The sequence below is a fragment of the Geomonas edaphica genome (assembly GCF_004917075.1).
GTDB classification, from domain to species: domain Bacteria; phylum Desulfobacterota; class Desulfuromonadia; order Geobacterales; family Geobacteraceae; genus Geomonas; species Geomonas edaphica.
The window spans coordinates 150731-172827 of record NZ_SSYB01000006.1 but is presented as its reverse complement, the minus strand read 5'-3'; the positions used below and the strand labels follow the sequence as shown (position 1 = coordinate 172827).

Below are 22097 nucleotides of genomic sequence, written 5' to 3'. Positions count from 1 at the left end.
GGCCCCCTTTGTGATTGCGGCTGATGCGGCGGTGGTTACTTCTTGTACCCTTTCGCGCCGGAGGTGCAGGTGTGCACCTTGCCGTTGGCCTCGGTGACTGTGCCGAGGACACTCATGAGCTGATTGGCATCCCCGCAGGTGGTGGCGATGCCGGCCGGTACCGTGTTGCCCTTCCCGGCCCAGTCCATGTGGTAATTGGCCCAGAGGGTCCAACCGGCGGGAACAGTAACGTTGTCGATGGAGCCGTCGGAGCCCCCCGGAATGGCATCGTTTACCATCTGAAAGTTTTCCGGAGTAACACCAGAGAGGGACGGTGCGAAGGCATAGGCGTGGAGAGCATTGGCCCCTTTGGCGACCCCGCCGGCTGCGGACAACGAGACGTTTACCACCTGGTCTTCGCCGGTCGTGTTGGTCCAGAGGATGTTGTAGTAGAACTGCCCCGGGTCGGACGCGGTCACGCTGTTTTTCTGTCTGTTGACGTTTACGGAGAAGCGGCCGTCGTCGCTGCCGGATGTGGTGACCGCGGTACCGTCACACTTGGCAAGGAGGTTGCCGTCACCGTCGGTGGTAAAGCAGGTGGTGTCGTTCAGGACCGGTTTGATCTCGAAGAAGATGTGGATGTTGGGGAAGTTATTGTTGATGTTGATGTCGTTAGGGTCCTTGCCCTCCGGCTTGACGTTGATGTTGGTCTCCCGAACATCCGCCTTGGTGGAATCGGCCAGTACAAGCGGCTCGGTATCGATTTTTATCTCAGTCTTTTTGCAGACGTTGAGATCGGTCGGGGTGATCATCGTGTTGCCCGGAACGGAAACCCCAAAGGTGCTCCCGTTGGGGTCACTGAAGTTGACGTAGAAAACCGACCACGTGCCGGTGGAGGTATTTAGGCACATCGTTACCGGAATGGTGTCGGTGATTTTCCCGCCGTCGTTCACGGAATACTTGTAGAAATAGCTGTTGGCTGGCTCTGCCGGGTGCTCCGGAATGACGTTCAACGCGGTCACTCCCGGGGTCACGATCAGTTCCGCGGCGTTTTTGACGACCGCAGCCGCTTGCGCGCTTACCGCGGTGGCAAAACCTGCGGCCGTGATGGCCAGAGCCGACAATAAGGTTTTCATCTTCATTTCACTTCCTCCTTTGATCTCCATGCATTTAAATTAAAAGCGGACAGGACGGTAATCGTTCAAAAGATATGCACAGCTCAGGCGTGCCCGCAGGCTCCGCCATCCATGCGCGGCGGTTCGACGTCCTCGGTCACCAGCTCGAAGCGGCACCCCTCGACGGCCACCGCCACCCCCAGCAACTCGTCACACGGCTCAACTCTCACCACATCGCTCATGCAGTGCAGTCTGACCCGCTGGCCGATGTGCTGATAGTCAAGCAGCATCACCACTTCGAGGCGTTCATCCAGTGCTACCGGCTGATCAGTGACAAAGTAGATACCGCTTGTACTGAAGTTCCTGGTAAGCCCCATCCCCTGTTTGACCTCCACCGGGATCTGGCCCTGGTAACGTACCGATTTTCTGTTAATGTAATCACGCATCTATCATCACATCCCTGTAAGAGGTGCTCTGTTACACTGCACCAAACAGACAGCGCCAGAAATTTCCCTACAAACTAACTGAAGGAAGGATGACATTGAATAAGGCATTGGGTACATTTTCCTATATCTTTCGATCTATCTCCTCCGCACCATCGCACCATGCCGAACAAAATCAGAGTACACTCTTGAGTAGCTAGAGTAGTCACTTCGTATTACAACCCGCTGCCGCCACATCTGCAGCGGCCCGGAAGGGATGGCGCAAAAGCCGCCACTTACACCGTAAACATTTTTTCCGTGCGCGTTTCTGTCGAGTTGGCATAGTAACTGCTCCCTTTCGCAGACGCAGCGCACGATCACTACCTCGCAAAAGGTTGCATCATGAAAACAATCGGATTACCCAAGAAGCAAGGGATGTACGATCCCCAGTTCGAGCACGACGCCTGCGGCGTCGGCTTCGTCACCAACATCAAGGGAAAGAAATCCCACGAGATCGTCAAGCAGGCGATAACCGTCCTGGAAAACCTCGACCACCGCGGCGCGGTGGGGAGCGAGCACAACACCGGTGACGGTGCCGGGATTCTAATCCAGATCCCCGACGCCTTTTTCCGCAAGGCCTGCCCCGAGCTCGGCTTCGAGCTGCCGGCCGCCGGCGAGTACGGCGTCGCCATGCTCTTCACCTCCCCCGAGGCGACCGAAAGAAGCGCGGCGAAGCACGTCTTCCAGCGCATTATAAGAGAGGAAGGGGTCGAGGTGATCGGCTGGCGCGAAGTGCCGACGGACAACTCGTCCTTGGGCGACACCGCCAAGGCGGGCGAGCCGCTCGTGCGCCAGATCTTCTTCAAGCGCGACGCTTCGTGCGCCGACGAGGACGCCTTCAACAGGAAGCTCTACCTCGTGAACCAGCGCGCGATCCACGAGATCCGCGACGAGGAGGTCGACCCGTACTGGTACGTCGCCAGCATCTCGACCCGCACCATCGTCTACAAAGGGATGCTGATGCCGGCCCAGTTGGACCAGTACTTCCCCGAGCTGCGCGACGAGGCGGTCGAAAGTGCCATCGCGGTGGTGCACTCCCGCTTCTCCACGAACACCTTCCCTTCCTGGGACCGCGCGCACCCTTACCACTACCTCGCCCACAACGGCGAAATCAACACCCTGCGCGGCAACGTGAACTGGATGCACGCTCGCCAGTCCATGTTCAACAGCGAGCTCTTCGGCGACGACATCAAGAAGCTCCTGCCGGTGATCAACACCAACGGCTCTGACTCGGCGATGTTCGACAACTGTCTCGAGCTCCTGCTCATGACCGGACGTTCGCTCCCCCACGCCGTCATGATGATGGTGCCGGAGCCGTGGGAGAACCACGAGACCATGAGCCGTGAGAAGCGTGCCTTCTACGAGTACCACTCCTGCCTCATGGAGCCGTGGGACGGCCCCGCCGCCCTCACCTTCACCGACGGCCGCATCATTGGCGCGGTGCTGGACAGAAACGGCCTGCGCCCCTGCCGCTACTACCTGACCGACGACGACCTGGTCATCATGGCAAGCGAGGCGGGTGTTCTGCCGGTATCCCCCGCGAAGGTGATCAAGAAGGGTCGCCTCCAGCCTGGCAAGATGTTCCTCATCGACACGGTGCAGGGTCGCATCATCCCGGACGAGGAGATCAAGAACGACCTCGCCACCGCGAAGCCTTACGCCGACTGGGTCAAGGTGAACCACCACCTGCTGGCCGACCTCCCGAAAGCTGCGAAGACGCAGGCCGAGGAGGAATCCCCCCTCGTGCAGCGTCAGAAGGCCTTCGGCTATACCTTCGAGGACCAGGAGACCATCATCGGCCCCATGGCGACCTCCGGCGTGCAGCCGCTTGGCTCCATGGGCACCGACACCCCGCTCGCGGTCCTCTCCGAGAAGCCGCAGCTTCTTTACAGCTACTTCAAGCAGCTCTTCGCCCAGGTGACCAACCCGCCGATCGACCCGATCCGCGAGGAGATCATCACCGCGACCGCGGTAAGGATCGGCTCCGAGTCGAACCTCTTGAAGCCGTCGGCAACGAGCGCACGCGTCATCCGCCTCGAGCACCCGATCCTCACCAACGAGGACATGGAGAAGATCAGGAGCCTCGACCGCCCCGGCTTCAAGACCGCCACCCTGTCCCTGCTCTTCAAGGCCTCCGACGGCGCCGAGGGGATGGAGAAGTCGCTCGAGAGCCTCTTCTCCAGCGCGATCCGCCACATCGAGATGGGGACCACCGTCCTCATCCTCTCCGACCGCGGCGTGAACGAGGAGTACGCGGCGCTGCCGGCGCTGCTCGCCGTGGCCGGCCTGCACCACCACCTGATCCGTACCGCGACGAGGACCCACGCCTCCATCATCCTCGAGTCGGGCGAGCCGCGCGAGGTGCACCACTTCGCCGTGCTCCTGGGCTACGGCGTGACCGCCATCAACCCCTACCTCGCCTTCGAGTCCATCGACGACATGATCAAAGAGGGGATGCTCACCGGCATCGACTACAAGACCGGCGTCAAGAACTTCATCAAGGCCTCCATCAAGGGGATCGTGAAGACCATGGCGAAGATGGGTATCTCCACCATCCAGAGCTACCGCGGCGCCCAGATCTGCGAGGCGGTCGGCCTGCACCAGTCGCTGATCGACAAGTACTTCACCTGGACCCCGTCCAGGATCGGCGGCATCGACCTCTCCGGCATCGCCCAGGAGCTTTTGCAGCGCCACAAGAAGGCGTACCCGCACCGGGTGCCCGCCGACCCGACCCTGGACCCCGGCGGCCAGTACCAGTGGCGCAAGGAGGGTGAGGAACACCTCTTCAACCCGCTCACCATCCAGGCGCTGCAGAAGGCTACCAGGACCAACGACTACAAGGAGTTCAAGGTCTTCTCGCAGCTGATCGACGAGCAGAACGAGCGCCTCTACACCTTGAGGGGCCTTCTCGACTTCAACACCGAGATCCGTATCCCGGTCCCCATCGAGGAGGTCGAGTCGGTCGAGGAGATCATGAAGCGCTTCAAGACCGGCGCCATGTCCTACGGCTCCATCAGCCAGGAAGCGCACGAAGCGCTCGCCATCGCCATGAATAGGATCGGCGGCCGCTCCAACACCGGCGAAGGCGGCGAGGATCCGGAGCGCTTCACCTGGACCAACGCTGAGGGCGACTCGAAGAACAGCGCCATCAAACAGGTGGCCTCGGGTCGCTTCGGCGTCACCAGCAACTACCTGACCAACGCGAGCGAGCTGCAGATCAAGATGGCGCAGGGTGCTAAGCCGGGCGAAGGCGGCGAGCTTCCGGGACATAAGGTGTACCCGTGGGTTGCTAAGACCCGCCACACCACCCCGGGCGTCGGCCTCGTGTCGCCTCCGCCGCACCACGACATCTACTCCATCGAGGACCTGGCGGAGCTGATCCACGACCTGAAGAACGCGAACCGCCGCGCGAGGATCAGCGTCAAGCTGGTCTCCGAGGTCGGCGTCGGCACCATCGCGGCCGGTGTGGCCAAGGCGCACGCCGACGTGGTACTCGTCTCGGGCTACGACGGCGGCACCGGCGCATCCCCGCTCTCCTCGATCAAGCACGCGGGGCTCCCTTGGGAGCTCGGTCTTGCCGAAACGCACCAGACGCTGGTTCTCAACAACCTGAGAAGCCGCATCATCGTCGAGGTCGACGGCCAGCTTAAGACCGGCCGTGACGTTGCTATCGCGGCACTTCTGGGCGCCGAGGAATTCGGCTTCGCCACCGCACCGCTTGTCACCTTGGGTTGCGTCATGATGCGCGTCTGCCACAGCAACACCTGCCCGGCCGGCGTCGCGACGCAGGACCCGGAGCTCAGGAAGAACTTCTCGGGCAAGCCCGAGTACGTGGTCAACTACATGAGCTTCATCGCGCAGGAAGTGCGCGAGATCATGGCCGAACTCGGCTTCCGCACCTTCAACGACATGGTCGGCCGCGCAAACCGCCTGGAGCCCAAACGGGCCATCGCCCATTGGAAGGCCCAGGGACTCGACTTCAGCAACGTGCTGTACCAGCCGCAGATGGGTATCAATGGAAGCCGCTACTGCACCGAGAGCCAGGACCACGGCCTCGACAAGTCCCTCGACATGACCAAACTCCTCGATATCTGCAAACCGGCCATCGAGAAGGGCGAGAAGGTGAGCGCCGAGGTCACCATCACCAACGTCGACCGCGTGGTCGGCACCATCGTCGGCAACGAGGTCACCCGTACCTACGGCGCGGAAGGGCTCCCCGACGACACCATCAGGCTCAAGTTCCACGGCTCTGCTGGCCAGAGCTTCGGCGCCTTCGTTCCGAAAGGGATGACCCTCGAGCTTGCCGGCGACGCGAACGACTACGTCGGCAAGGGGCTTAGCGGCGGCACCATCGTCGTCTACCCGCCGGACGGCTCGCCGTTCAAGGCCGAGGAGAACATCATCGCCGGCAACGTCGCCCTCTACGGCGCCACGAGCGGCACCGCCTACATAAGCGGCATCGCCGGGGAACGCTTCTGCGTCAGGAACTCGGGCGTGAACGCGGTGGTGGAAGGGGTCGGCGACCACGGCTGCGAGTACATGACCGGCGGCACCGTCGTGGTGTTAGGCGAGACCGGAAGGAACTTCGCGGCGGGGATGAGCGGCGGAGTCGCCTACGTCCTCGACAGCGCAGGGGACTTCAAGGAGCGCTGCAACACCGAGATGGTGAAGCTTGAGCAGCCCGACGAGCAGGACCAGGAGACCCTCAAGGAGATGATCTCCCAGCATGCGAAAAGGACCGGCAGTGCACGCGCCACCCGCATCCTGCACGACTGGAAAACCCACGCTCACAAGTTCGTCAAGGTGATGCCGACGGACTACAAGCGGGTGCTCCAGGCCATCGAGCGTGCCAAGGCGGCCGGGCTTACCGGCGACGACGCACTCTCCGCGGCCTTTGAAGAGAACGCACGCCAGGCGGCGCACTAGAAAAGAAGATCGACTGATTTCTTCAGATAGGAAATAGCTATGGGAAAACCTACCGGATTCATGGAATACAAACGCGAGCTCCCGGCCGACCGCGAGCCGCTTGAGAGGCTCAAGGACTGGAACGAGTTCCATCTGCATCTGCCTGAGGATCACCTCCGCACCCAGGGGGCGCGCTGCATGGACTGCGGCATACCCTTCTGCCACACCGGGATGCTGGTGAGCGGCATGGCCTGCGGCTGTCCCATCAACAACCTGATCCCCGAGTGGAACGACCTCGTCTACCGCGGCCTGTGGAAGCAGGCTCTCACGAGGCTTTTGAGGACCAACAACTTCCCCGAGTTCACCGGCCGGGTATGCCCCGCCCCGTGCGAGGGGTCGTGCACCCTGGGCTCCATCGACCCCGCGGTCACCATCAAGAACATCGAGGTGAGCATCATCGACCGCGCCTGGGCCGAGGGGTGGATCGCCCCGAACCCGCCGCAGGTGAGAACCGGCAAGAAGGTCGCTGTGGTCGGTTCCGGCCCGGCAGGCCTCTCCGCCGCCGCCCAGCTCAACAAGGCAGGGCACCAGGTGACCGTCTTCGAGCGCGCTGACCTCCCCGGCGGCCTTCTCATGTACGGCATCCCCAACATGAAGCTCGACAAACGCGAAGTCGTGCTGCGCCGCGTGAAGCTCATGGAGCAGGAGGGGGTCAACTTCGTCTGCAACACCGCCATCGGCGGCGCCGAGTACCCGGTCGAGAAGCTGAAGCAGGAGTTCGACGCCGTCATCCTCGCCACCGGCGCCACCCTCCCCCGCGACCTCCCGATCGAGGGGCGCAAGTTGAAGGGGATCCACTTCGCCATGGACTTCCTCACCGCCAACACCAAGGCGGTCTTAAACGAGGGGGCCGAATTCATCTCGGCGAAAGGCAAAGACGTCATCATCATCGGCGGCGGCGACACCGGCACCGACTGCGTCGGGACCTCGCTGCGCCACGGCTGCAACTCGGTCACCCAGCTCGAGATCATGCCCCGCTTCCCCGACACCCGTGCCGCCGACAACCCGTGGCCGGAGTGGCCGAAGGTCCACAAGATCGATTACGGCCAGGAGGAGGCCGCCGCGAAGTTCGGCGCCGATCCCCGCGTGTTCCTCACCACCGCCACCAAGTTCGAGGGTGACGCCGACGGCAACGTGAAGGCGGTGCACACCGTCGAGGTGGAATGGAAGCAGAACGAGAAGGGACAGTACATCCCGGTCCCGGTGCCCGGCACCGAGAAGGTCCGTCCCGCGAGCCTCGTGCTTCTTGCCATGGGCTTTCTGGGCCCCGAGCAGGAGCTTCCCGAAGCGCTCGGCCTCGATCGTGACGGCCGCAGCAACATCAAGGCCGAGTTCAACCGCTACAACACCAGCGTCGAGGGCGTTTTCGCCGCCGGCGACTGCCGTCGCGGCCAGAGCCTCGTCGTCTGGGCCTTCAACGAAGGGCGCGGCGCCGCACGCGAGTGCGACCGCTTCCTCATGGGAGAGACCGAGCTGCCGTAGCGGCCCTTTCCGATAAAACGACAAAAGGCACTTGGGACTTTCCCAAGTGCCTTTTCTTTTGTCCTCCAGAGAATTCCTGGGAGCGCGGTGTGTGTTCTCACGAAGCGCCGCAAGTGAACTTGCGCTCCCCCCTTTGCGAAGGGGGGACGGGGGGGATTTGCCTTTTCTCCGGTCCGGGGGGACGGAACCAGCCCCTTCCCTGCGGCCAATCAGGACCGGGCAAGGTCGAAGCGGTCGAGGTGCATGACCTTTTGCCATGCCGCCACGAAATCGTGTACGAACTTCTCCTGCGCATCGGCGCTGCCGTACACCTCGGCGATGGCCCGCAGTTGCGCATTCGAGCCGAAGATGAGATCGACGCGGGTGCCGGTCCACTTCAACGCGCCGGTCGCCCGGTCGCGCCCCTCGAAGACCTCGTCGTCCCCCGGCACCGCACTCCATGCCGTTCCCATATCCAGCAGGTTCACGAAGAAGTCGTTGCTGAGCACCCCGGTCCGCTTCGTGAACACCCCGTGCAGCGCTTGTCCCACGTTGGCTCCGAGGACGCGCATCCCCCCTACCAGTACGGTCATCTCCGGTGCGGTCAGGGTCAGCAGTTGCGCACGGTCCACCAGGAGCTCCTCTGACGGAACCGCGTACTTCTTCCTTAAGTAGTTGCGGAAGCCGTCGGCGACCGGCTCGAGCACGGCGAAGGAAGCCGGGTCAGTCTGCTCCTGCGCGGCGTCGGTGCGCCCCGGGATGAAGGGGACAGCGACTTTGCAGCCGGCGCTCTTCGCCGCCTCCTCGACCGCCGCGCAGCCCCCCAGGACGATCAGGTCGGCCAGGGAAACCTGCTTTCCGCCCGACTGGGCGCCGTTGAACTGCGTCCGGATCCCTTCCAGGGCCTGCAGCACGACGGCGAGCTGGGCAGGTTGGTTCACCTCCCAATCCTTCTGCGGTACGAGCCGGATGCGCGCCCCGTTCGCCCCGCCACGCTTGTCGGAGCCGCGGAAGGTGGCGGCCGAGGCCCAGGCGGTCGCTACCAGTTGCGCTACGGAAAGCCCCGAGGCGAGGATCCTTCCCTTGAGGGACACGATGTCGTCGGCATCGATCAGCGGATAGGTGCGCTCGGGAACGGGGTCCTGCCAGATCAGCTCTTCGGAGGGAACGAGCGGGCCGAGATAGCGCGAACGCGGTCCCATGTCGCGGTGCGTCAGCTTGAACCAGGCCCTGGCGAAGGCATCGGCGAACTGGTCGGGATGCTCGTGGAAGCGCTTTGCGATCGGCCCGTAGATGGGATCCACCTTCAGGGCAAGGTCGGTGGTGAGCATCATGGGCGCGTGCCGCTTCGCGGGGTCGTGGGCGTCCGGGACCGTGCTTCGCGCCGCCGGGTCCTTGGGGACCCACTGGTGGGCGCCCGCAGGGCTCTTCACGAGTTCGAAGTCGTAGCCGAGGAGTACGTCGAAATAGCCGTTGTCCCACTTGATCGGGTCCGGGGTCCACGCGCCTTCCAGGCCGCTCGTGATCGCGTGCGGCCCTTTCCCGGTGCCGAAGCTGTTCTTCCACCCCAGCCCCTGCTCTTCGATACCCGCAGCCTCCGGCTCGGGCCCGACGTGCGAGGCGGGACCCGCGCCGTGGCACTTGCCGAAGGTGTGGCCGCCGGCGATCAACGCGACGGTCTCTTCGTCGTTCATGGCCATCCGCGCAAAGGTTTCGCGTATGTCCCTGGCCGCGGCGACCGGGTCAGGATTGCCGTTTGGCCCTTCTGGATTAACGTAGATGAGCCCCATCTGGACCGCGGCGAGGGGATTTTCAAGCTCCCGCTCCCCGGAGTAGCGCTTGTCCCCAAGCCAGGTCTCCTCCATCCCCCAATAGATGTCCTCCGGCGCCTCCCAGACATCCTCGCGCCCACCGGCAAACCCGAAGGTCCTGAATCCCATCGATTCGAGGGCGCAGTTCCCGGCAAGGATGATGAGGTCCGCCCAGGAGATCTTCCTGCCGTACTTCTGCTTTATGGGCCACAAGAGCCTGCGCGCCTTGTCGAGGCTCGCGTTGTCGGGCCAACTGTTGAGCGGGGCGAAGCGCTGCGCCCCCATCCCGGCACCGCCGCGGCCGTCACCGATGCGGTAGGTGCCCGCGCTGTGCCACGCCATGCGGATGAAGAGCGGGCCGTAATGACCGTAGTCCGCCGGCCACCACTGCTGCGAATCGGCCATCAGTTCGAACAGATCTTTCTTCACGGCATCGAGATCGAGAGTCTTGAACTCCTCTGCGTAGTTGAAGGTTTTGTCCATCGGATTCGACAGGCTTGAGTGCTGGTGCAGGACCTTGAGGTCGAGCTGGTTTGGCCACCAATCCCGGTTCGACGCGCCGCGGGAGGCGGCAGGCCTGCCGATCTTACCCGTTACCGGGCACTTCTCTTGCGTACTCATGACATTGGCTCCTTTCACCAGGGAATTTACTGTCATAGAAATATAGCGTCGAGGTATGTGCCTGTCTAACGGCAGAAATTGAATGTATCGCAAGCGGGCCAGCGGAAGGCATAGGGGGATGAGATATTGTAGTAAAGGTAACGCTACTGTCATTGCCGGTGAAAAGATTCCGCATCCTGCCGGCCGGCCGGACAGTTAAAGCGCGATGGTTTAGAGCACGTGCGAGAATCGAGACGGGGTGAGCATCATGGCCGCCAGCGGTAACGCTTAAGATCGATGCGCCCGCCCCGGTCGAAAACAACGCCCTCCGCCTCAAGACGCAACCGCTGCACACGGTCACCCTCGCTTCCGCCGGTGCGCAGGCTGATCTCTCCCTTGGCGTTCACCACGCGATGCCAGGGAAGCGACGGGTCGGCAAGTGCATGCAGGGCGTAGCCCACCTGGCGCGCCCGCCCCGGCAGGCCGGCCAAAAGCGCCACCTGGCCGTAGGTTGCCACCGTCCCCTTCGGGATCGCGGCAACCACGGCGTAGATGTGGTTGTAGGTCGGAGAAACGGTGTCATTCATATGAGGGTGACCGGGAAGGTGCTGGTTAAAGCTCAGTCGGCGAGTTCCTCCATGTTCATACGGTACGTGCCGTATTTGAGCCGGGTCAGCACCTTCTTTTCCAGCATGATCTGGAAGGTAGCCACTACGGTCGGCTTGCTGGCACTCAGCGCCTCCGCAACCTCGTCGTAGGTGCCGTGGAACAGGTTCTCCTCGTCGAGATGATTGATGACGTACTCCATGATCTCGGCGCGTCTTCCACCGAGGGTATCGAGAATTCTGAGTACGAACTCCTTCTTTTCTGGGCCGCTGCCGGAGTCCCTGCCAGCGGCTACCTTCTCTGTCGCTATGTCGGAAAGCAGTTCGAGCAGGTCGTGGAAATTGAAAGGTTTCAGCAGGTAGCCGTCCGCCTTATAGCGAAATGCGTCCAGCAGGTACTCTGACTCCGAATGGGCCGATACCATGACTACGGCAACCGCCGAATCTTTCTGCTTTATCGCATTCAGGAGTTCTAAGCCGGACAAGCCGGGCATGCGGATGTCGGTGAGTACGATATCCGGGTGATGCTCCTCCAGCACAGCCAAGGCCTGGTCGGCACTCCCCACGCAGATCGTGTTTTTGCAAAAACTGCTCAGGACCATCTTCATCTGCTCCCGTGCAGTCTCCTCGTCATCAACAAAGAGCACCGTCATCTGTTGCAAGGCGGTGACGTTCATACTATTTACCTCCCTCAGTTGTTCTGGCGAACTGCAGGCAGATGCAGGCGCCATAGCGCGTTTCACCATGCAGTTCAAAGGACCTGTTTTCCGCCCAGACCTTTCCCTGGTCGAGATTCTCGACGATCTGGTGGCACAGATACAGTCCCAGGCCTGTGCCGTCGGCCTTGTCCTTTGTAGTGACATAGGGCTCGAAAATGCGTTTCAGCAGATGGTCGGGGATCCCGCCACCGTTGTCCTGAAAGGTGACCGTCACCAACCCTTCTGCCTCCTCGCTTGAGGAAAGTAGGATGAAGCGGTCCCCTTGCAGCATAGAGAGCTGGTCGCGCGCATTCAACAGCACGTTAATGGTCAGCTGAACCAGGTCGTTCACGAAGCCCATGGTGTACACCGGCGCCGTGATACGGTTCTCGATGGTGACCCGGCTCTGCTCCATGACCGGTGCAACCATAGCAATGGCACGCTCGACGGAACTTTGCAGCTCGATCAAGGTCCGGCTGCTGCCTGACATAAGCAGCGAACGCCAGTCGTCGATTATGTTCGACATGTACTCGATGTTCTGATTCGCCTGGGTGATCTGCTTGTTGAGCATGGCGTCATCCAGTTTACCGAACTGGTTCTGCAGCCCGATGTTCTGAACGATGAGAGACAGGTTGTATAGAGGCTGCCGCCATTGGTGACCTATGTGTCCCAGCATTTCGCCGAGTGCACACTGCTTCGAGCGCTGGGACAGCATCTTACTCTGATCCGTGATGATACGCTCATACTTTCTGAAGCCGACCAGGTTGATACAGAGCATGACGCAGGCGGTGATGGCGAAGAACAGCAGCCATGCGTAGAAATAGCCCCAGTGCCGGTTCCGCAGTTCCGTCATGTCGTAGGCGACAAGATACTTGCCGACTTCACGCCCTGCGTTGTCTCTCAGGACCTGGGAGGTGCTCACCAGATAGTACTTGTTCCCGATCTGAATATCGTTTTTCGTCCATCGGAAATCAATCTGTTTTTTGATCTGGTTGAAGAACGCGGCGTCGTTGGCTTTTAGTCTTTTGTAATAGTCATAGACGTATTCTGCGGAATCCGTTTTGTACCCGGTGTCAACTTCAAGGAATTTTCCGTCGGAGAAGATGGCCGTCTTCACGTCGTGCAAAAACCATTTCAGGTTGTAGTGAAAAAACGACAGGTCCACACCGATCTCGATCGTACCCACCACTTCCGAGCGAGCGTCCCGCACCGGAAGAACGGTGCAGAAGTAGAGGGGAACGAGGTTGGTTTCATAGCCGTAGGTGTATTTTTTAGTGGCGAAGACATCCTTGCTCACATTGGGTCGTAAGCTTTCAGGATCATGTTCTATGGATGGCGGGGTCATGTGGTATTTGAGTTTACCGTTGCCGTCATAGATCAGAACCGAGATGACCGGAACGTAGCGTTTCCCGAAATCGTAGAAAACCGGTTCTGCCGCCTTCTCCAGGGCTTTCGCATCGCCTGCCTTCAGCAGTTCGGCGAAGTGTTTCTCTTTTGCGATGGTGCTTACGTAGTTGACCAGGCGCGAGCAGAGGTACTCGGCTTCACTGTCATGCGCATGCTGGATGAAACTATTGATCTTATTGGCGAAGTAGGCGTAGTCGGAAGTCCTCTTGTGCAGATCCATCAGGGAAAAGAAGCAGAACATGCAGAAGAGCAGCACATAGGTGACGATAACGATACGGCTTTTGCTCGATTCGAGAAATTGCTTCATAGGGCACCCTCGTCAAAACTGTTCGCTGGTTCGTGAAACGGCATGTCCGGCTTGCACAAAAGCTTCCGCATCCACAGCTGACTGCGCCGGAAAGCCGATTTAGTTTACTTCAATATAACAAATGATGTAAACCGAAAAGTCCTAATCCCCTTCAAGCCTCCCCCATCATCACGCGACTGCACTTACCAACCAGCTTTACACACAGCTCAATTTCCCCGTACCCCCTCAGTTTAGCTGACTTACCAACCTCTCGCTCGCGGACCAGCAGAGCACGGAAATGCTTCTGCAGGAAGCGGCAGCGGCGGCAGCAAAAAAAACGTAAAAAAATGCTTGACGACCAGCTTTTGGTTTTGTTAAATAAACCAAAAAGCAAAATATGACATCAAAAGAAACCAGCAAGGCCAGCTAACCGCACAAATCAGCAGTCCGGTTCACAACAACAGTATAAACACGGCAAACACTATCACCAAACCGGCACCAGGAGGAAAGGAGGGAGACACCGCAACCGCATGTCAAACGATACCGAACGAGGCCAGGAACAGCATTAACAACCATACGTCACAGTCACAAAGGAGAGAGATCATGTTCAAATTCGTCAAAAAAATCGCCGCAAGTTTTGCCATCGTAGCCCTTTTCGCCGCAACCAGCTTCGCCTTCACCGAAGGGACCGACTACGTGAAACTCGCCAAACCGATCCCGAACGCCCAGGGCACCCTGATCAAGGTGTTCAGCTACGACTGCCCCTTCTGCTACAAGTACGACAAAAAGATCACTCCGAACCTGGTGCCCAAGCTGCCGAGCGATCTCAAGTTCCGCCCCTTCCATCTGAAGACCAAGGGTAAATACGGCGTTCAGGGTAGCGAGCTCTTCGCAGTACTGCTCCTGAAAGACCAGAAGGCCGGCCTCTCCGACCGCGATCTTTACACCGAAAAATCCCTGCTGAAAAAAGCGAAGATGGCCTACTACACCGCCTACCACGACAAGAAAGAGCGCTGGGATGCGGGCCCCGACTCCTACCTTAAGACCGGTCTCGACGCAGTCGGCATGAGCAAGGCCGAGTTCGACAAGGCAAAAGCGGATCCCAAGGTCAAGGCGCTTTTGAAAGAGTGGGACCAGTCCTACGACGTCGCCAAGGTCCAGGGCGTCCCCGGCTTCGTCGTCAACGGCAAGTACCTCATCATGACCAAGAACATCACCTCCATAGACGGCATGCTGAAGCTTATCAACGAGCTGAAGACCAAATAAGGAGACGCGTCGTGAAACTCTCAGAAATGATCGGCAACTTCAGGTCGGACCCGGTAGGTACCATCAGCAATTGGCAGGACAAGCGGTTTCTCTGGATCTTCATGGCGGGGCTCAGCCTCTTCATGGTTATCCTGGCCCACTCGGTGTTCCAGATCTGGCTCTACATGAGGCCCTGCGAGCAGTGCGTCTACATAAGGCTCGCCTTCTTCGCCATGGCCTTCGGCGGCATCCTCGCCGCCATCAAGCCTTCGAACACCGGCTTGAAGATCGCCGGCTACCTGTTCGCCATCTGGGGAAGCTTCAAGGGTGTTCTCTACAGCATAAAGCTCAACAAGATCCACCACGCAGCCCACAGCGACGACCTCTTCGGCGTGCAGGGGTGCTCCCCGGAGCCCACCTTCCCGTTCCACCTGCCGCTCGACAAGTGGTCTCCGGAATGGTTCAAGCCGACGGGCGACTGCGGCTACGACAACCCGATCATCCCCGACGGCGCGCAACTGAGCCCCATGCAGAAGGCCATCACCGACTTCTACTCCGAAGGGTGGTACCTCTGGCCGCCCGCACACTTCATGAACATGGCGCAGTGCACCGTCATCACCTTCGGCGTCATCCTCCTGGCCCTTCTGGTAGCGGCAGCCTGCTGGGTCGTCACCCTGGTACGCAAGCGCCAAGCCGCAGCACACGTAGAAACTTCCAGCTACACCGGCAAGTTGGCATAACGACAATCTCGGCGCGAGGGGCGGCATGTCCGCCCCCGACAACAAAAAAGGAGATCAGTATGAACTGTCGAAAAGCAGCATTGGTGAAAACCGGAAGAGTGGCGCGGCTCGTGTTGTGCTCCGCCATGCTCGGAGCGGCGGTACCGACCATGGCGCTCGCCATCGGCGGTGCGAGCGGCCCGCATGTCGACTACCAGGTTCAGGGTAAACTCGGCGAGGTCGTCATGAACCCCTATGATCTCGCCCCCCTGACCGCGATCATCAAAAACGGCGGGTACGTCCTCAAGGACGTCACGGTACGGATCGTCCCGAAGGCGGACGGGCAGGAAATCAAATACCGCGTCGCCAACAAGCATCTTCTGACCCACGGCGGCATCCCGGTCTTCGGTCTTTATGCGGACTACGTCAATACGGTCGAGGTCGAGTACTCGAAGCTCTTCAACGGCAAGTGGGAGCAGGCGAAGGAAAGCTACACCCTCTACGCCCCCCCGGTGTATTCCGAGCCGAACGCCACCAAGACGCTGAAGGCCGCCCTCTTCTCCGGGGCTAACGTCAAAAAGGTGGACAAGAAGTTCGGCGACCGACTTTATTTCGTGAACAACTTCCTGCACAAGGCGGGCAAAGGGACCAGGGCGGTCTGGAACAACCCGACCGGCGGCGCACTTGAGTGGAACTACTACCCGCAGAACTTCATCGTCGACACCAAGGGCGAAGTCCGCTGGTACATGAAACCCGACACCATCTACGATCTGAAGTCGATCTACAACGCGGGCGTCATGATGGGCTTCAAGCAGAACAACGACGGTGCCATGAGCTGGGGCTTCGGCCAGCGCTACGTGAAGTACGACATCATGGGCAAGGAAGTCTTCAACCGCGAGCTTCCCGCCGGTTACAACGACTTCTCCCACTCCATGGACAACTCACCCAACGGCAACTACTTCCTCCGCGTGGCGAGCTCCAACCTGAAGCGGGCCGACGGCAGAAACGTGCGCACCGTACGCGACGTGATCATCGAGGTCGAGCCTGACACCGGCCTCGTCAAGGACGAGTGGCGCCTCTTCGACATTCTCGACCCGTATCGCGACGTCAACATGAAGGTGCTCGACCAGGGTGCCGTGTGCCTCAACATCGACGCCAGCAAGGCAGGCCACACCATGAGCGCCGAGGAACTCGCCAAGCAGGACGCGAGCGACAAGTTCGGCGACATCGTCGGCGTCGGACCGGGCAGGAACTGGGCGCACGTGAACAGCGTCGACCATGACGCCGAGGACGATTCCATCATCATCAGCTCCCGCCACCAGTCGGCGGTCGTCAAGATCGGCCGTGACAAGCAGGTGAAGTGGATCATGGGCAGCCCCGAGGGGTGGAAGAAGGAATACCAGGGCAAGTTCCTGACCCCTGTCGATTCCAAGGGTAACAAGATCGTATGCGAGGCAGGCGGCTCCAAGTGCCCCGGTTACGAGAACGAAGAGGGCGGTTTCGACTGGACCTGGACGCAGCACACCGCGTTCAAGATCGACAGCAAGTCCAAGGGCGACATCATCTACGTGAGCGTCTTCGACAACGGCGACAGTCGCGGCATGGAGCAGCCCGCCCTGCCGAGCATGAAGTACTCCCGCGCCGTCATCTACAAGATCGACCAGAAGAAGATGACCGTCGAGCAGATCTGGGAGTTCGGCAAAGAGCGCGGCAACGGCTGGTACAGCCCGGTGACCTCACTCACCGAATACCAGGCCGACAAGGACTCCGTGTTCGTCTACTCGGCAACCGCCGGCGCCGACTTCGACATCACCACCGGCGCGTTCAAGACCGACCCGAACCCGTACATCATGGAGTTCAACTACGGCGAGAAAGAGCCGGCGGTCGAGATCCAGCTGAAAGACACCACCGGCTACCAAGCCATGCCGTTCAGCGTGGATAAAGCCTTCACCAACAAGTAACCATCCGGCAAAACACCTCAGGTTGAAGGATCTCCTTCAGCCTGAGGCACCGCACGATTCCACCACCCCGGAAACCGCATTAGAGAGGTTGTCACCATGAAACGATTGGTCCGCTACATCTGCGCCTGCCTCATGACCCTGACGGTGCTTGCCGTGTCGGCACCGGGCAAAGCCCAGGATGACGCTTCGGTCCGGATCGGCGCGCCGGCCCCGGACTTCAGGCTCCCCGGCATCGCCGGCGAAGGCAAAAGCCTCGCCCAGTACCGCGGCAAGATCGTCCTCGTGAACTTCTGGGCTTCCTGGTGCCCCTACTGCCGCGACGAGATGCCCTCCATGGACCGGCTGGTAAAGGCCTTCCCCAAGGGGGACCTCGTGATCCTCGCGGTCAACGTCGAGAAAAAGATCCCGGAAAGGTTTCGCAAGCTCCCCTTCGCCTTCGATTTTCTCAGCGACGCGAGCGGGTTCGTGCAGCAGCGCTACGGCGCGAACCGCCTGCCCGACACCTTCATCGTCGACCGCAAGGGAGTGCTGCGGCAACGGGTGACCGGCGGGATCCCGTGGGATTCTTCCCAGGTCGTAAGCTACCTGAAGTCGCTGTAGCGGAGGGATAGCCATGACTTTTTTCGGCTCGGACATCACCTTCTGGATCGCATTCTCAGCGGGCTTTCTCTCCTTCTTTTCCCCATGCGTGCTGCCGCTGATCCCCTCCTACATCACCTACATAACGGGACTCTCTTTCGGGCAACTGCAGGAAGCCCACCCGGCCAGGAAGGTGCGCCTGACCGTCCTCCTCCACTCGGTCACCTTCGTCCTCGGCTTCTCCGCGGTCTTCATCGGCATGGGGGCTATCGCCGGGGTCGCCTCCACCACCTTCCAGTCGGTCATGAAGGACGGGCTCGTCTGGCTGCAGCGCGCCGGCGGATTGCTGATCTTCCTCTTCGGGGTCCACATGTCAGGGCTGTTCCATTTCGGAGTCCTCCTCGGGGACAAAAGGATCCAGCTGCAGAGAAAGCCGGGCGGACTCGCGGGCACCTTCCTCGTCGGGATCGCCTTCGCGGCGGGCTGGACCCCGTGCATCGGCCCGATCCTCGGCGCCATCCTCGCCATGGCCGCGGGCACTTCCGGTTCGGCGGGAAAGAGCATGTTCCTTTTGGGGAGCTACGCGGCGGGGCTCGGCATCCCGTTCATCGTCTCGGGCCTGCTCTTCCACGGCTTTCTCGATTTCTTCAAACGCTTCAGGGTTCATATCAGGAAGATGGAGTTCTTCACCGGTCTGCTGCTCATGATCGTGGGGATCCTGCTCTTCTTCGGCCTCTTCAACACCATGAGCACCGTGCTGTACCAGTTGCTCCCGGCCGGCGTCTGAATCCATCCGCAAAGAGGCATATCACCATGAGAATTTTGATCATTACCGTCTCAATCCTGATCCTCAGCAGCCTTGCCGCCCTGGCCGGGAGCCAGGTGCGCTACGCCCCCCTGACTCCCGAGCTTCTCTCGTCGGGAGTGAAAATCATCGACATCCGTACGGAAAAAGAATGGCGGGAAACCGGCGTCGTGAAGGGCGCTCTCGGCCTTACCTTCTTCCGGGAGGACAAGAGCTACGACGCCGAGGCCTTTCTGGCCAAGCTGAAGCGCTACGTCACCCCCAACGATAGGATCGCCATCATCTGCAGGACAGGGAACCGTTCCGACAAGGTCAGCCGGTACCTCGCGCATCACGGTTTCACCTCGGTAACGAACGTCGACGGCGGGGTGACCAAGGCGAAAGAGGCAGGCGTCAGGTTAGTGCCTTATCCGCAGGACAACGCTTCATTCACCGCAGTTCGGTAAGCAACCGACGCGACACAGATCAAAGGAGTAAGTCATGAAATTCAGCAAGCGCATCATCCCGCTTTCCCTCGTGGCACTTTGCACCTGCGCCGGCCTATCCTGGGGCGCCGATGCCCCCGCCGCCCCCCGCCCCTTCGGGCCGACCATCTCGGCCTTTGGTCCCGCCGGCACCGGGTTCCCGGTGGGGAAGCTCGGCGTCCTTCTCAATTACCAGTACTGTGAGACTGACGGCATCCGCAAGGGCAGCAATGAAGTGAACGAAAACGTGAAGCTGACCAAGAATGTCGGGGTGGTGAAACTGCGCTACGGCATTATCGAAGGTCTCGACGTCCGCACGGCAACCCCCCTTTACGATGTCTATAAGAAGAACAACGTGACCGGCAAAGGTGAGCACTTGGGGTGGATAGGTGACACCGCGATCGCCCTGCACAAGGTGCTTATGAACCAATCCAAAGGGTCGCTTTTCGACCTGGCGGTCGACGTAGGTCTCGTCGTTCCGACGACTGGCGTCAGCGACAAAAGCGTCGACTTTGTCGGCAACGCTGCCTGGGGCACCGGCGGCGCCGTGGGCCTCACCTACTCGACCGGGTCGCACCGCCTCGACCAGGAGATCCACGTCTACACCTTCACCGAAGGCTCCCACTCCTACCGCAAGCCTACCTACATAAGGAGCACCAGCGCCTGGGGCTATGCCGTGAACGAGTATTTCGACATGGGGGCTGAATCGCAGTTCGACTGGAACGCCAGCAGCGAGAAGGACGGCAAGAGTCAGAACGACTCCAAGAACGAGTGGTATGCCGGGCCCAAGGTGGCGTTCAAGTACAAGCCCGGCGGCTTCGCGGCGGGACTGGCGGCCATGTTCCCCTTCGCCCGCTGGTATGAAGCCAATACTCCGTCCGAGGGGTACCGCATCGAGTTGAAACTGAGCAAGACCTTCGACCTTTTGTAAAGCATCAGGGCGGGACGACGTACCTGGCGAATGTCGGGAAATACTATGGAGACGGGAAAGTCATGGAACAGCAGCTGCAGCTACGCGATAACCTCGGGTACGGATACGACAGCAGATACGCCAATATCCTCGAAGTCATGGACGACGTCATCTTCGATGCAGAGCACGGTTGTGCGGAAAGGTCGGGAAAGAGGCTCCAGCGTCTACTGAGCAACACCATGGACCACGCCCGCGCCGAAAATGCGGCCATGCTGGCTACCTACTATCCTGAGAGGACGAGACATGAACTTGATCATATGGTGATCTGCAAAACCATCGCCGCTCTTTGCTGGCGGTGGTCCCGCTCCCAGCAGAGGATGGACGATCTTTATGAGTTGCACGAAGTCGTCTTGCACCACATCGAAACCCACGACAAGGCTTTCGAGCGGTTTCTGATGGGGAGGATGTCCACTCCAGCCTTGCACGGCTCGACTGTCCACCGACAACTATCCTCTTCACTGCACCTCGAGGAATTCCGCTCGAGGGGTGCTAATCGTTGCGGGTTCACCGAGCTGGCGCAGGCTCATTGAGCACAGGCCAGGGCTGAGATGGTCATACACAAAAAAGTGCCAGTTGCGGCGATCGCAACTGGCACTTCCTTTTTCATCTCAGGCTGGCCGCCTCTTTCGTCTAAACGTCAATGTTTGTCGGCGCCGTGCTCGGCATGTCCGCCGTGCAGTTTGCCATGTTCCTTATGCTCCTTATGTTCGCCATGGGCACCTTTGCCGGTAGCGTCCATATGGAGTTTTTCTACGTAATGCGTGAACTCAACATACGTCTCGACGAACTCGCGCCCCTTGGCAACGCTTTCATCCTTGTGTTTGTACGCCTCAGCTGCACGCTCATAGCGCTTCTTGATGCCCGCCGTAACATCATCGGTAACAAGCTTCACGAGGGCGTCAGCCGAACCGCCGGCAAGAGCCTTGTCCGCCTCCGCTACCGCAGGCTCCACCTCACCGGCAGGTTTCAATCCGGTGAAAGGGGCGCCCTCCCCCGCACGATGGATCTTCACGAGAGTGGCGAAGAATTTGTGGTGGGCGGCTTCACTGTGAGCGCCTTTCGCTGCCAGCGCCTTGTTGAAGGCAGCCTTGACCGCCTTTTCATCTTTCGCTTTTACCCATTTGAGAACCGGGGTGATGTCTTTCGCCTCCAACGCCTTGTGCGCGTCCTGAATGACGGGGCCGTCAAGCGTGTCACAGTGGGCCGCCGCATCACGGGGCACTCCGAAAGAAAGAGCCACGACCGCGGCAACTCCAGTCAAAGTCATCTTCAGTATGTGCATGATTTTCATGTCGAATATCTCCTGTTGTTGTGCGTGTTAGTTAAAGCCTTTGAGATAGGAAATTAACTGCAACAACCGGATTGTCGGGGTGGCTTATATATCCTTCGGGCGTAACCGTCAAGTTGCCTGCAGTAGAAAGGGGAGGAAAGCGTGCCGGTCACGGCGGGGGTCACAAGGCCCAGGGAAGATGGCAGGAGGTAAGGGGAATCAAGTTCGCAGCAGCGGATATCGGACTGATGATCGCCGGTCGAGCCGTGATCGGCGCTGCTGTCCGCATCATGACACAGGTCGGCATGCGCCGTTTGCGCTGCAGGCATTTCCAGAGTATAGGCACGAACAGTGGCAGGCACAGTCAGAACAAGCATCAGGAGAATGATGGCAACGTTCCGTATGGTCATGCGAATGACGCTCATGATTACAGGAATAGCACGCTGACAGTCACGTTTCCTTGATCTGCATCAATAAAACAGACTCATGTGGTGCATGATGCTTACCTGTGGGCAGCAATTCCATGCTGCGACTGGTACACGCTGAACGCAAAAAAGGGGTTAGCCTATTCGGCTAACCCCTTGTAGCATTTGGTTGCGGGGACAGGATTTGAACCTGTGACCTTCGGGTTATGAGCCCGACGAGCTACCAGACTGCTCCACCCCGCGTCATTGA

At 60.1% G+C, this 22097-nt stretch carries 17 protein-coding genes and 1 tRNA gene; 10 read left to right on the top strand and 8 right to left on the bottom strand.

Going from position 1 to position 22097, the window contains the following annotated elements; genetic code table 11:
- Positions 1 to 35 precede the first annotated feature (35 nt).
- Together E8K79_RS19210 and E8K79_RS19205 are read right to left on the bottom strand one after the other, a co-directional pair.
- Positions 36 to 1121 (bottom strand): hypothetical protein, encoded by a 1086-nt coding sequence (locus E8K79_RS19210; RefSeq protein ID WP_136516166.1) that lies wholly within the window; start codon positions 1119 to 1121, stop codon positions 36 to 38.
- Positions 1122 to 1198: 77 nt separating this feature from the next.
- Entirely contained in the window at positions 1199 to 1540 is a 342-nt protein-coding gene (locus E8K79_RS19205; protein WP_136516165.1) for a PilZ domain-containing protein, read from the bottom strand.
- 378 nt (positions 1541 to 1918) lie between these two features.
- Here E8K79_RS19205 and gltB point away from each other — a divergent pair, with 378 nt between their 5' ends.
- Complete coding sequence (gltB, locus tag E8K79_RS19200) at positions 1919 to 6502, top strand: glutamate synthase large subunit (RefSeq protein ID WP_136516164.1); 4584 nt, start codon at positions 1919 to 1921, stop codon at positions 6500 to 6502.
- Between the two features lie 39 nt (positions 6503 to 6541).
- Positions 6542 to 8023, top strand: a complete 1482-nt coding sequence (locus E8K79_RS19195; protein WP_136516163.1) for a glutamate synthase subunit beta — start codon at positions 6542 to 6544, stop codon at positions 8021 to 8023.
- Between the two features lie 209 nt (positions 8024 to 8232).
- On the opposite strand, the gene katG is transcribed toward E8K79_RS19195, so the two are convergent.
- The 4 genes from katG to E8K79_RS19175 form a co-directional block, all read right to left on the bottom strand.
- Complete coding sequence (katG, locus tag E8K79_RS19190; protein ID WP_136516162.1) at positions 8233 to 10434, bottom strand: catalase/peroxidase HPI; 2202 nt, start codon at positions 10432 to 10434, stop codon at positions 8233 to 8235.
- A 245-nt stretch (positions 10435 to 10679) separates the two neighbouring features.
- Complete coding sequence (locus tag E8K79_RS19185) at positions 10680 to 11000, bottom strand: MGMT family protein (RefSeq protein WP_136516161.1); 321 nt, start codon at positions 10998 to 11000, stop codon at positions 10680 to 10682.
- 32 nt (positions 11001 to 11032) lie between these two features.
- Complete coding sequence (locus E8K79_RS19180; RefSeq protein WP_136516160.1) at positions 11033 to 11695, bottom strand: response regulator; 663 nt, start codon at positions 11693 to 11695, stop codon at positions 11033 to 11035.
- 1 nt (position 11696) lies between these two features.
- Complete coding sequence (locus E8K79_RS19175) at positions 11697 to 13430, bottom strand: sensor histidine kinase (protein ID WP_136516159.1); 1734 nt, start codon at positions 13428 to 13430, stop codon at positions 11697 to 11699.
- 582 nt (positions 13431 to 14012) lie between these two features.
- Here E8K79_RS19175 and E8K79_RS19170 point away from each other — a divergent pair.
- From E8K79_RS19170 to E8K79_RS19135, 8 genes are all read left to right on the top strand, one after another.
- Complete coding sequence (locus E8K79_RS19170; protein ID WP_246043887.1) at positions 14013 to 14675, top strand: thiol:disulfide interchange protein DsbA/DsbL; 663 nt, start codon at positions 14013 to 14015, stop codon at positions 14673 to 14675.
- An 11-nt stretch (positions 14676 to 14686) separates the two neighbouring features.
- The gene (gene dsbI, locus E8K79_RS19165; protein ID WP_136516157.1) at positions 14687 to 15394 is read left to right on the top strand and encodes a protein-disulfide oxidoreductase DsbI; all 708 of its coding nucleotides are present in this window, start codon (positions 14687 to 14689) and stop codon (positions 15392 to 15394) included.
- A 59-nt stretch (positions 15395 to 15453) separates the two neighbouring features.
- On the top strand, positions 15454 to 17334 hold the full coding sequence (locus tag E8K79_RS19160) for an aryl-sulfate sulfotransferase (RefSeq protein ID WP_136516156.1): 1881 nt from the start codon (positions 15454 to 15456) through the stop codon (positions 17332 to 17334).
- A 96-nt stretch (positions 17335 to 17430) separates the two neighbouring features.
- The gene (locus E8K79_RS19155) at positions 17431 to 17934 is read left to right on the top strand and encodes a TlpA family protein disulfide reductase (protein ID WP_136516155.1); all 504 of its coding nucleotides are present in this window, start codon (positions 17431 to 17433) and stop codon (positions 17932 to 17934) included.
- Positions 17935 to 17947: 13 nt separating this feature from the next.
- Positions 17948 to 18700, top strand: coding sequence for a cytochrome c biogenesis CcdA family protein (locus E8K79_RS19150; protein ID WP_136516154.1), 753 nt, complete (start codon positions 17948 to 17950; stop codon positions 18698 to 18700).
- Positions 18701 to 18726: 26 nt separating this feature from the next.
- Entirely contained in the window at positions 18727 to 19164 is a 438-nt protein-coding gene (locus E8K79_RS19145; protein WP_136516153.1) for a rhodanese-like domain-containing protein, read from the top strand.
- Positions 19165 to 19198: 34 nt separating this feature from the next.
- Positions 19199 to 20113, top strand: coding sequence for a transporter (locus E8K79_RS19140; protein ID WP_136516152.1), 915 nt, complete (start codon positions 19199 to 19201; stop codon positions 20111 to 20113).
- Between the two features lie 62 nt (positions 20114 to 20175).
- Positions 20176 to 20682 (top strand): hypothetical protein, encoded by a 507-nt coding sequence (locus E8K79_RS19135; protein WP_136516151.1) that lies wholly within the window; start codon positions 20176 to 20178, stop codon positions 20680 to 20682.
- A 107-nt stretch (positions 20683 to 20789) separates the two neighbouring features.
- Here E8K79_RS19135 and E8K79_RS19130 read toward each other — a convergent pair whose 3' ends face one another.
- The gene (locus E8K79_RS19130; protein WP_136516150.1) at positions 20790 to 21443 is read right to left on the bottom strand and encodes a DUF6448 family protein; all 654 of its coding nucleotides are present in this window, start codon (positions 21441 to 21443) and stop codon (positions 20790 to 20792) included.
- A gap of 570 nt (positions 21444 to 22013) precedes the next feature.
- Positions 22014 to 22090: transfer RNA gene (locus tag E8K79_RS19125), tRNA-Met, on the bottom strand.
- Between the last annotated feature and the right edge of the window lie 7 nt (positions 22091 to 22097).

Excerpts from the sequence above, each read along its gene's own strand:
- E8K79_RS19210 (WP_136516166.1), bottom strand. The coding sequence starts at position 1,121 with ATGAAGATGAAAACCTTATTGTCGGCTCTGGCCATCACGGCCGCAGGT.
- E8K79_RS19205 (WP_136516165.1), bottom strand. The coding sequence starts at position 1,540 with ATGCGTGATTACATTAACAGAAAATCGGTACGTTACCAGGGCCAGATC.
- gltB (WP_136516164.1), top strand. The coding sequence starts at position 1,919 with ATGAAAACAATCGGATTACCCAAGAAGCAAGGGATGTACGATCCCCAG.
- E8K79_RS19195 (WP_136516163.1), top strand. The coding sequence starts at position 6,542 with ATGGGAAAACCTACCGGATTCATGGAATACAAACGCGAGCTCCCGGCC.
- katG (WP_136516162.1), bottom strand. The coding sequence starts at position 10,434 with ATGAGTACGCAAGAGAAGTGCCCGGTAACGGGTAAGATCGGCAGGCCT.
- E8K79_RS19185 (WP_136516161.1), bottom strand. The coding sequence starts at position 11,000 with ATGAATGACACCGTTTCTCCGACCTACAACCACATCTACGCCGTGGTT.
- E8K79_RS19180 (WP_136516160.1), bottom strand. The coding sequence starts at position 11,695 with ATGAACGTCACCGCCTTGCAACAGATGACGGTGCTCTTTGTTGATGAC.
- E8K79_RS19175 (WP_136516159.1), bottom strand. The coding sequence starts at position 13,430 with ATGAAGCAATTTCTCGAATCGAGCAAAAGCCGTATCGTTATCGTCACC.
- E8K79_RS19170 (WP_246043887.1), top strand. The coding sequence starts at position 14,013 with ATGTTCAAATTCGTCAAAAAAATCGCCGCAAGTTTTGCCATCGTAGCC.
- E8K79_RS19160 (WP_136516156.1), top strand. The coding sequence starts at position 15,454 with ATGAACTGTCGAAAAGCAGCATTGGTGAAAACCGGAAGAGTGGCGCGG.
- E8K79_RS19155 (WP_136516155.1), top strand. The coding sequence starts at position 17,431 with ATGAAACGATTGGTCCGCTACATCTGCGCCTGCCTCATGACCCTGACG.
- E8K79_RS19150 (WP_136516154.1), top strand. The coding sequence starts at position 17,948 with ATGACTTTTTTCGGCTCGGACATCACCTTCTGGATCGCATTCTCAGCG.
- E8K79_RS19145 (WP_136516153.1), top strand. The coding sequence starts at position 18,727 with ATGAGAATTTTGATCATTACCGTCTCAATCCTGATCCTCAGCAGCCTT.
- E8K79_RS19140 (WP_136516152.1), top strand. The coding sequence starts at position 19,199 with ATGAAATTCAGCAAGCGCATCATCCCGCTTTCCCTCGTGGCACTTTGC.
- E8K79_RS19135 (WP_136516151.1), top strand. The coding sequence starts at position 20,176 with ATGGAACAGCAGCTGCAGCTACGCGATAACCTCGGGTACGGATACGAC.
- E8K79_RS19130 (WP_136516150.1), bottom strand. The coding sequence starts at position 21,443 with ATGAAAATCATGCACATACTGAAGATGACTTTGACTGGAGTTGCCGCG.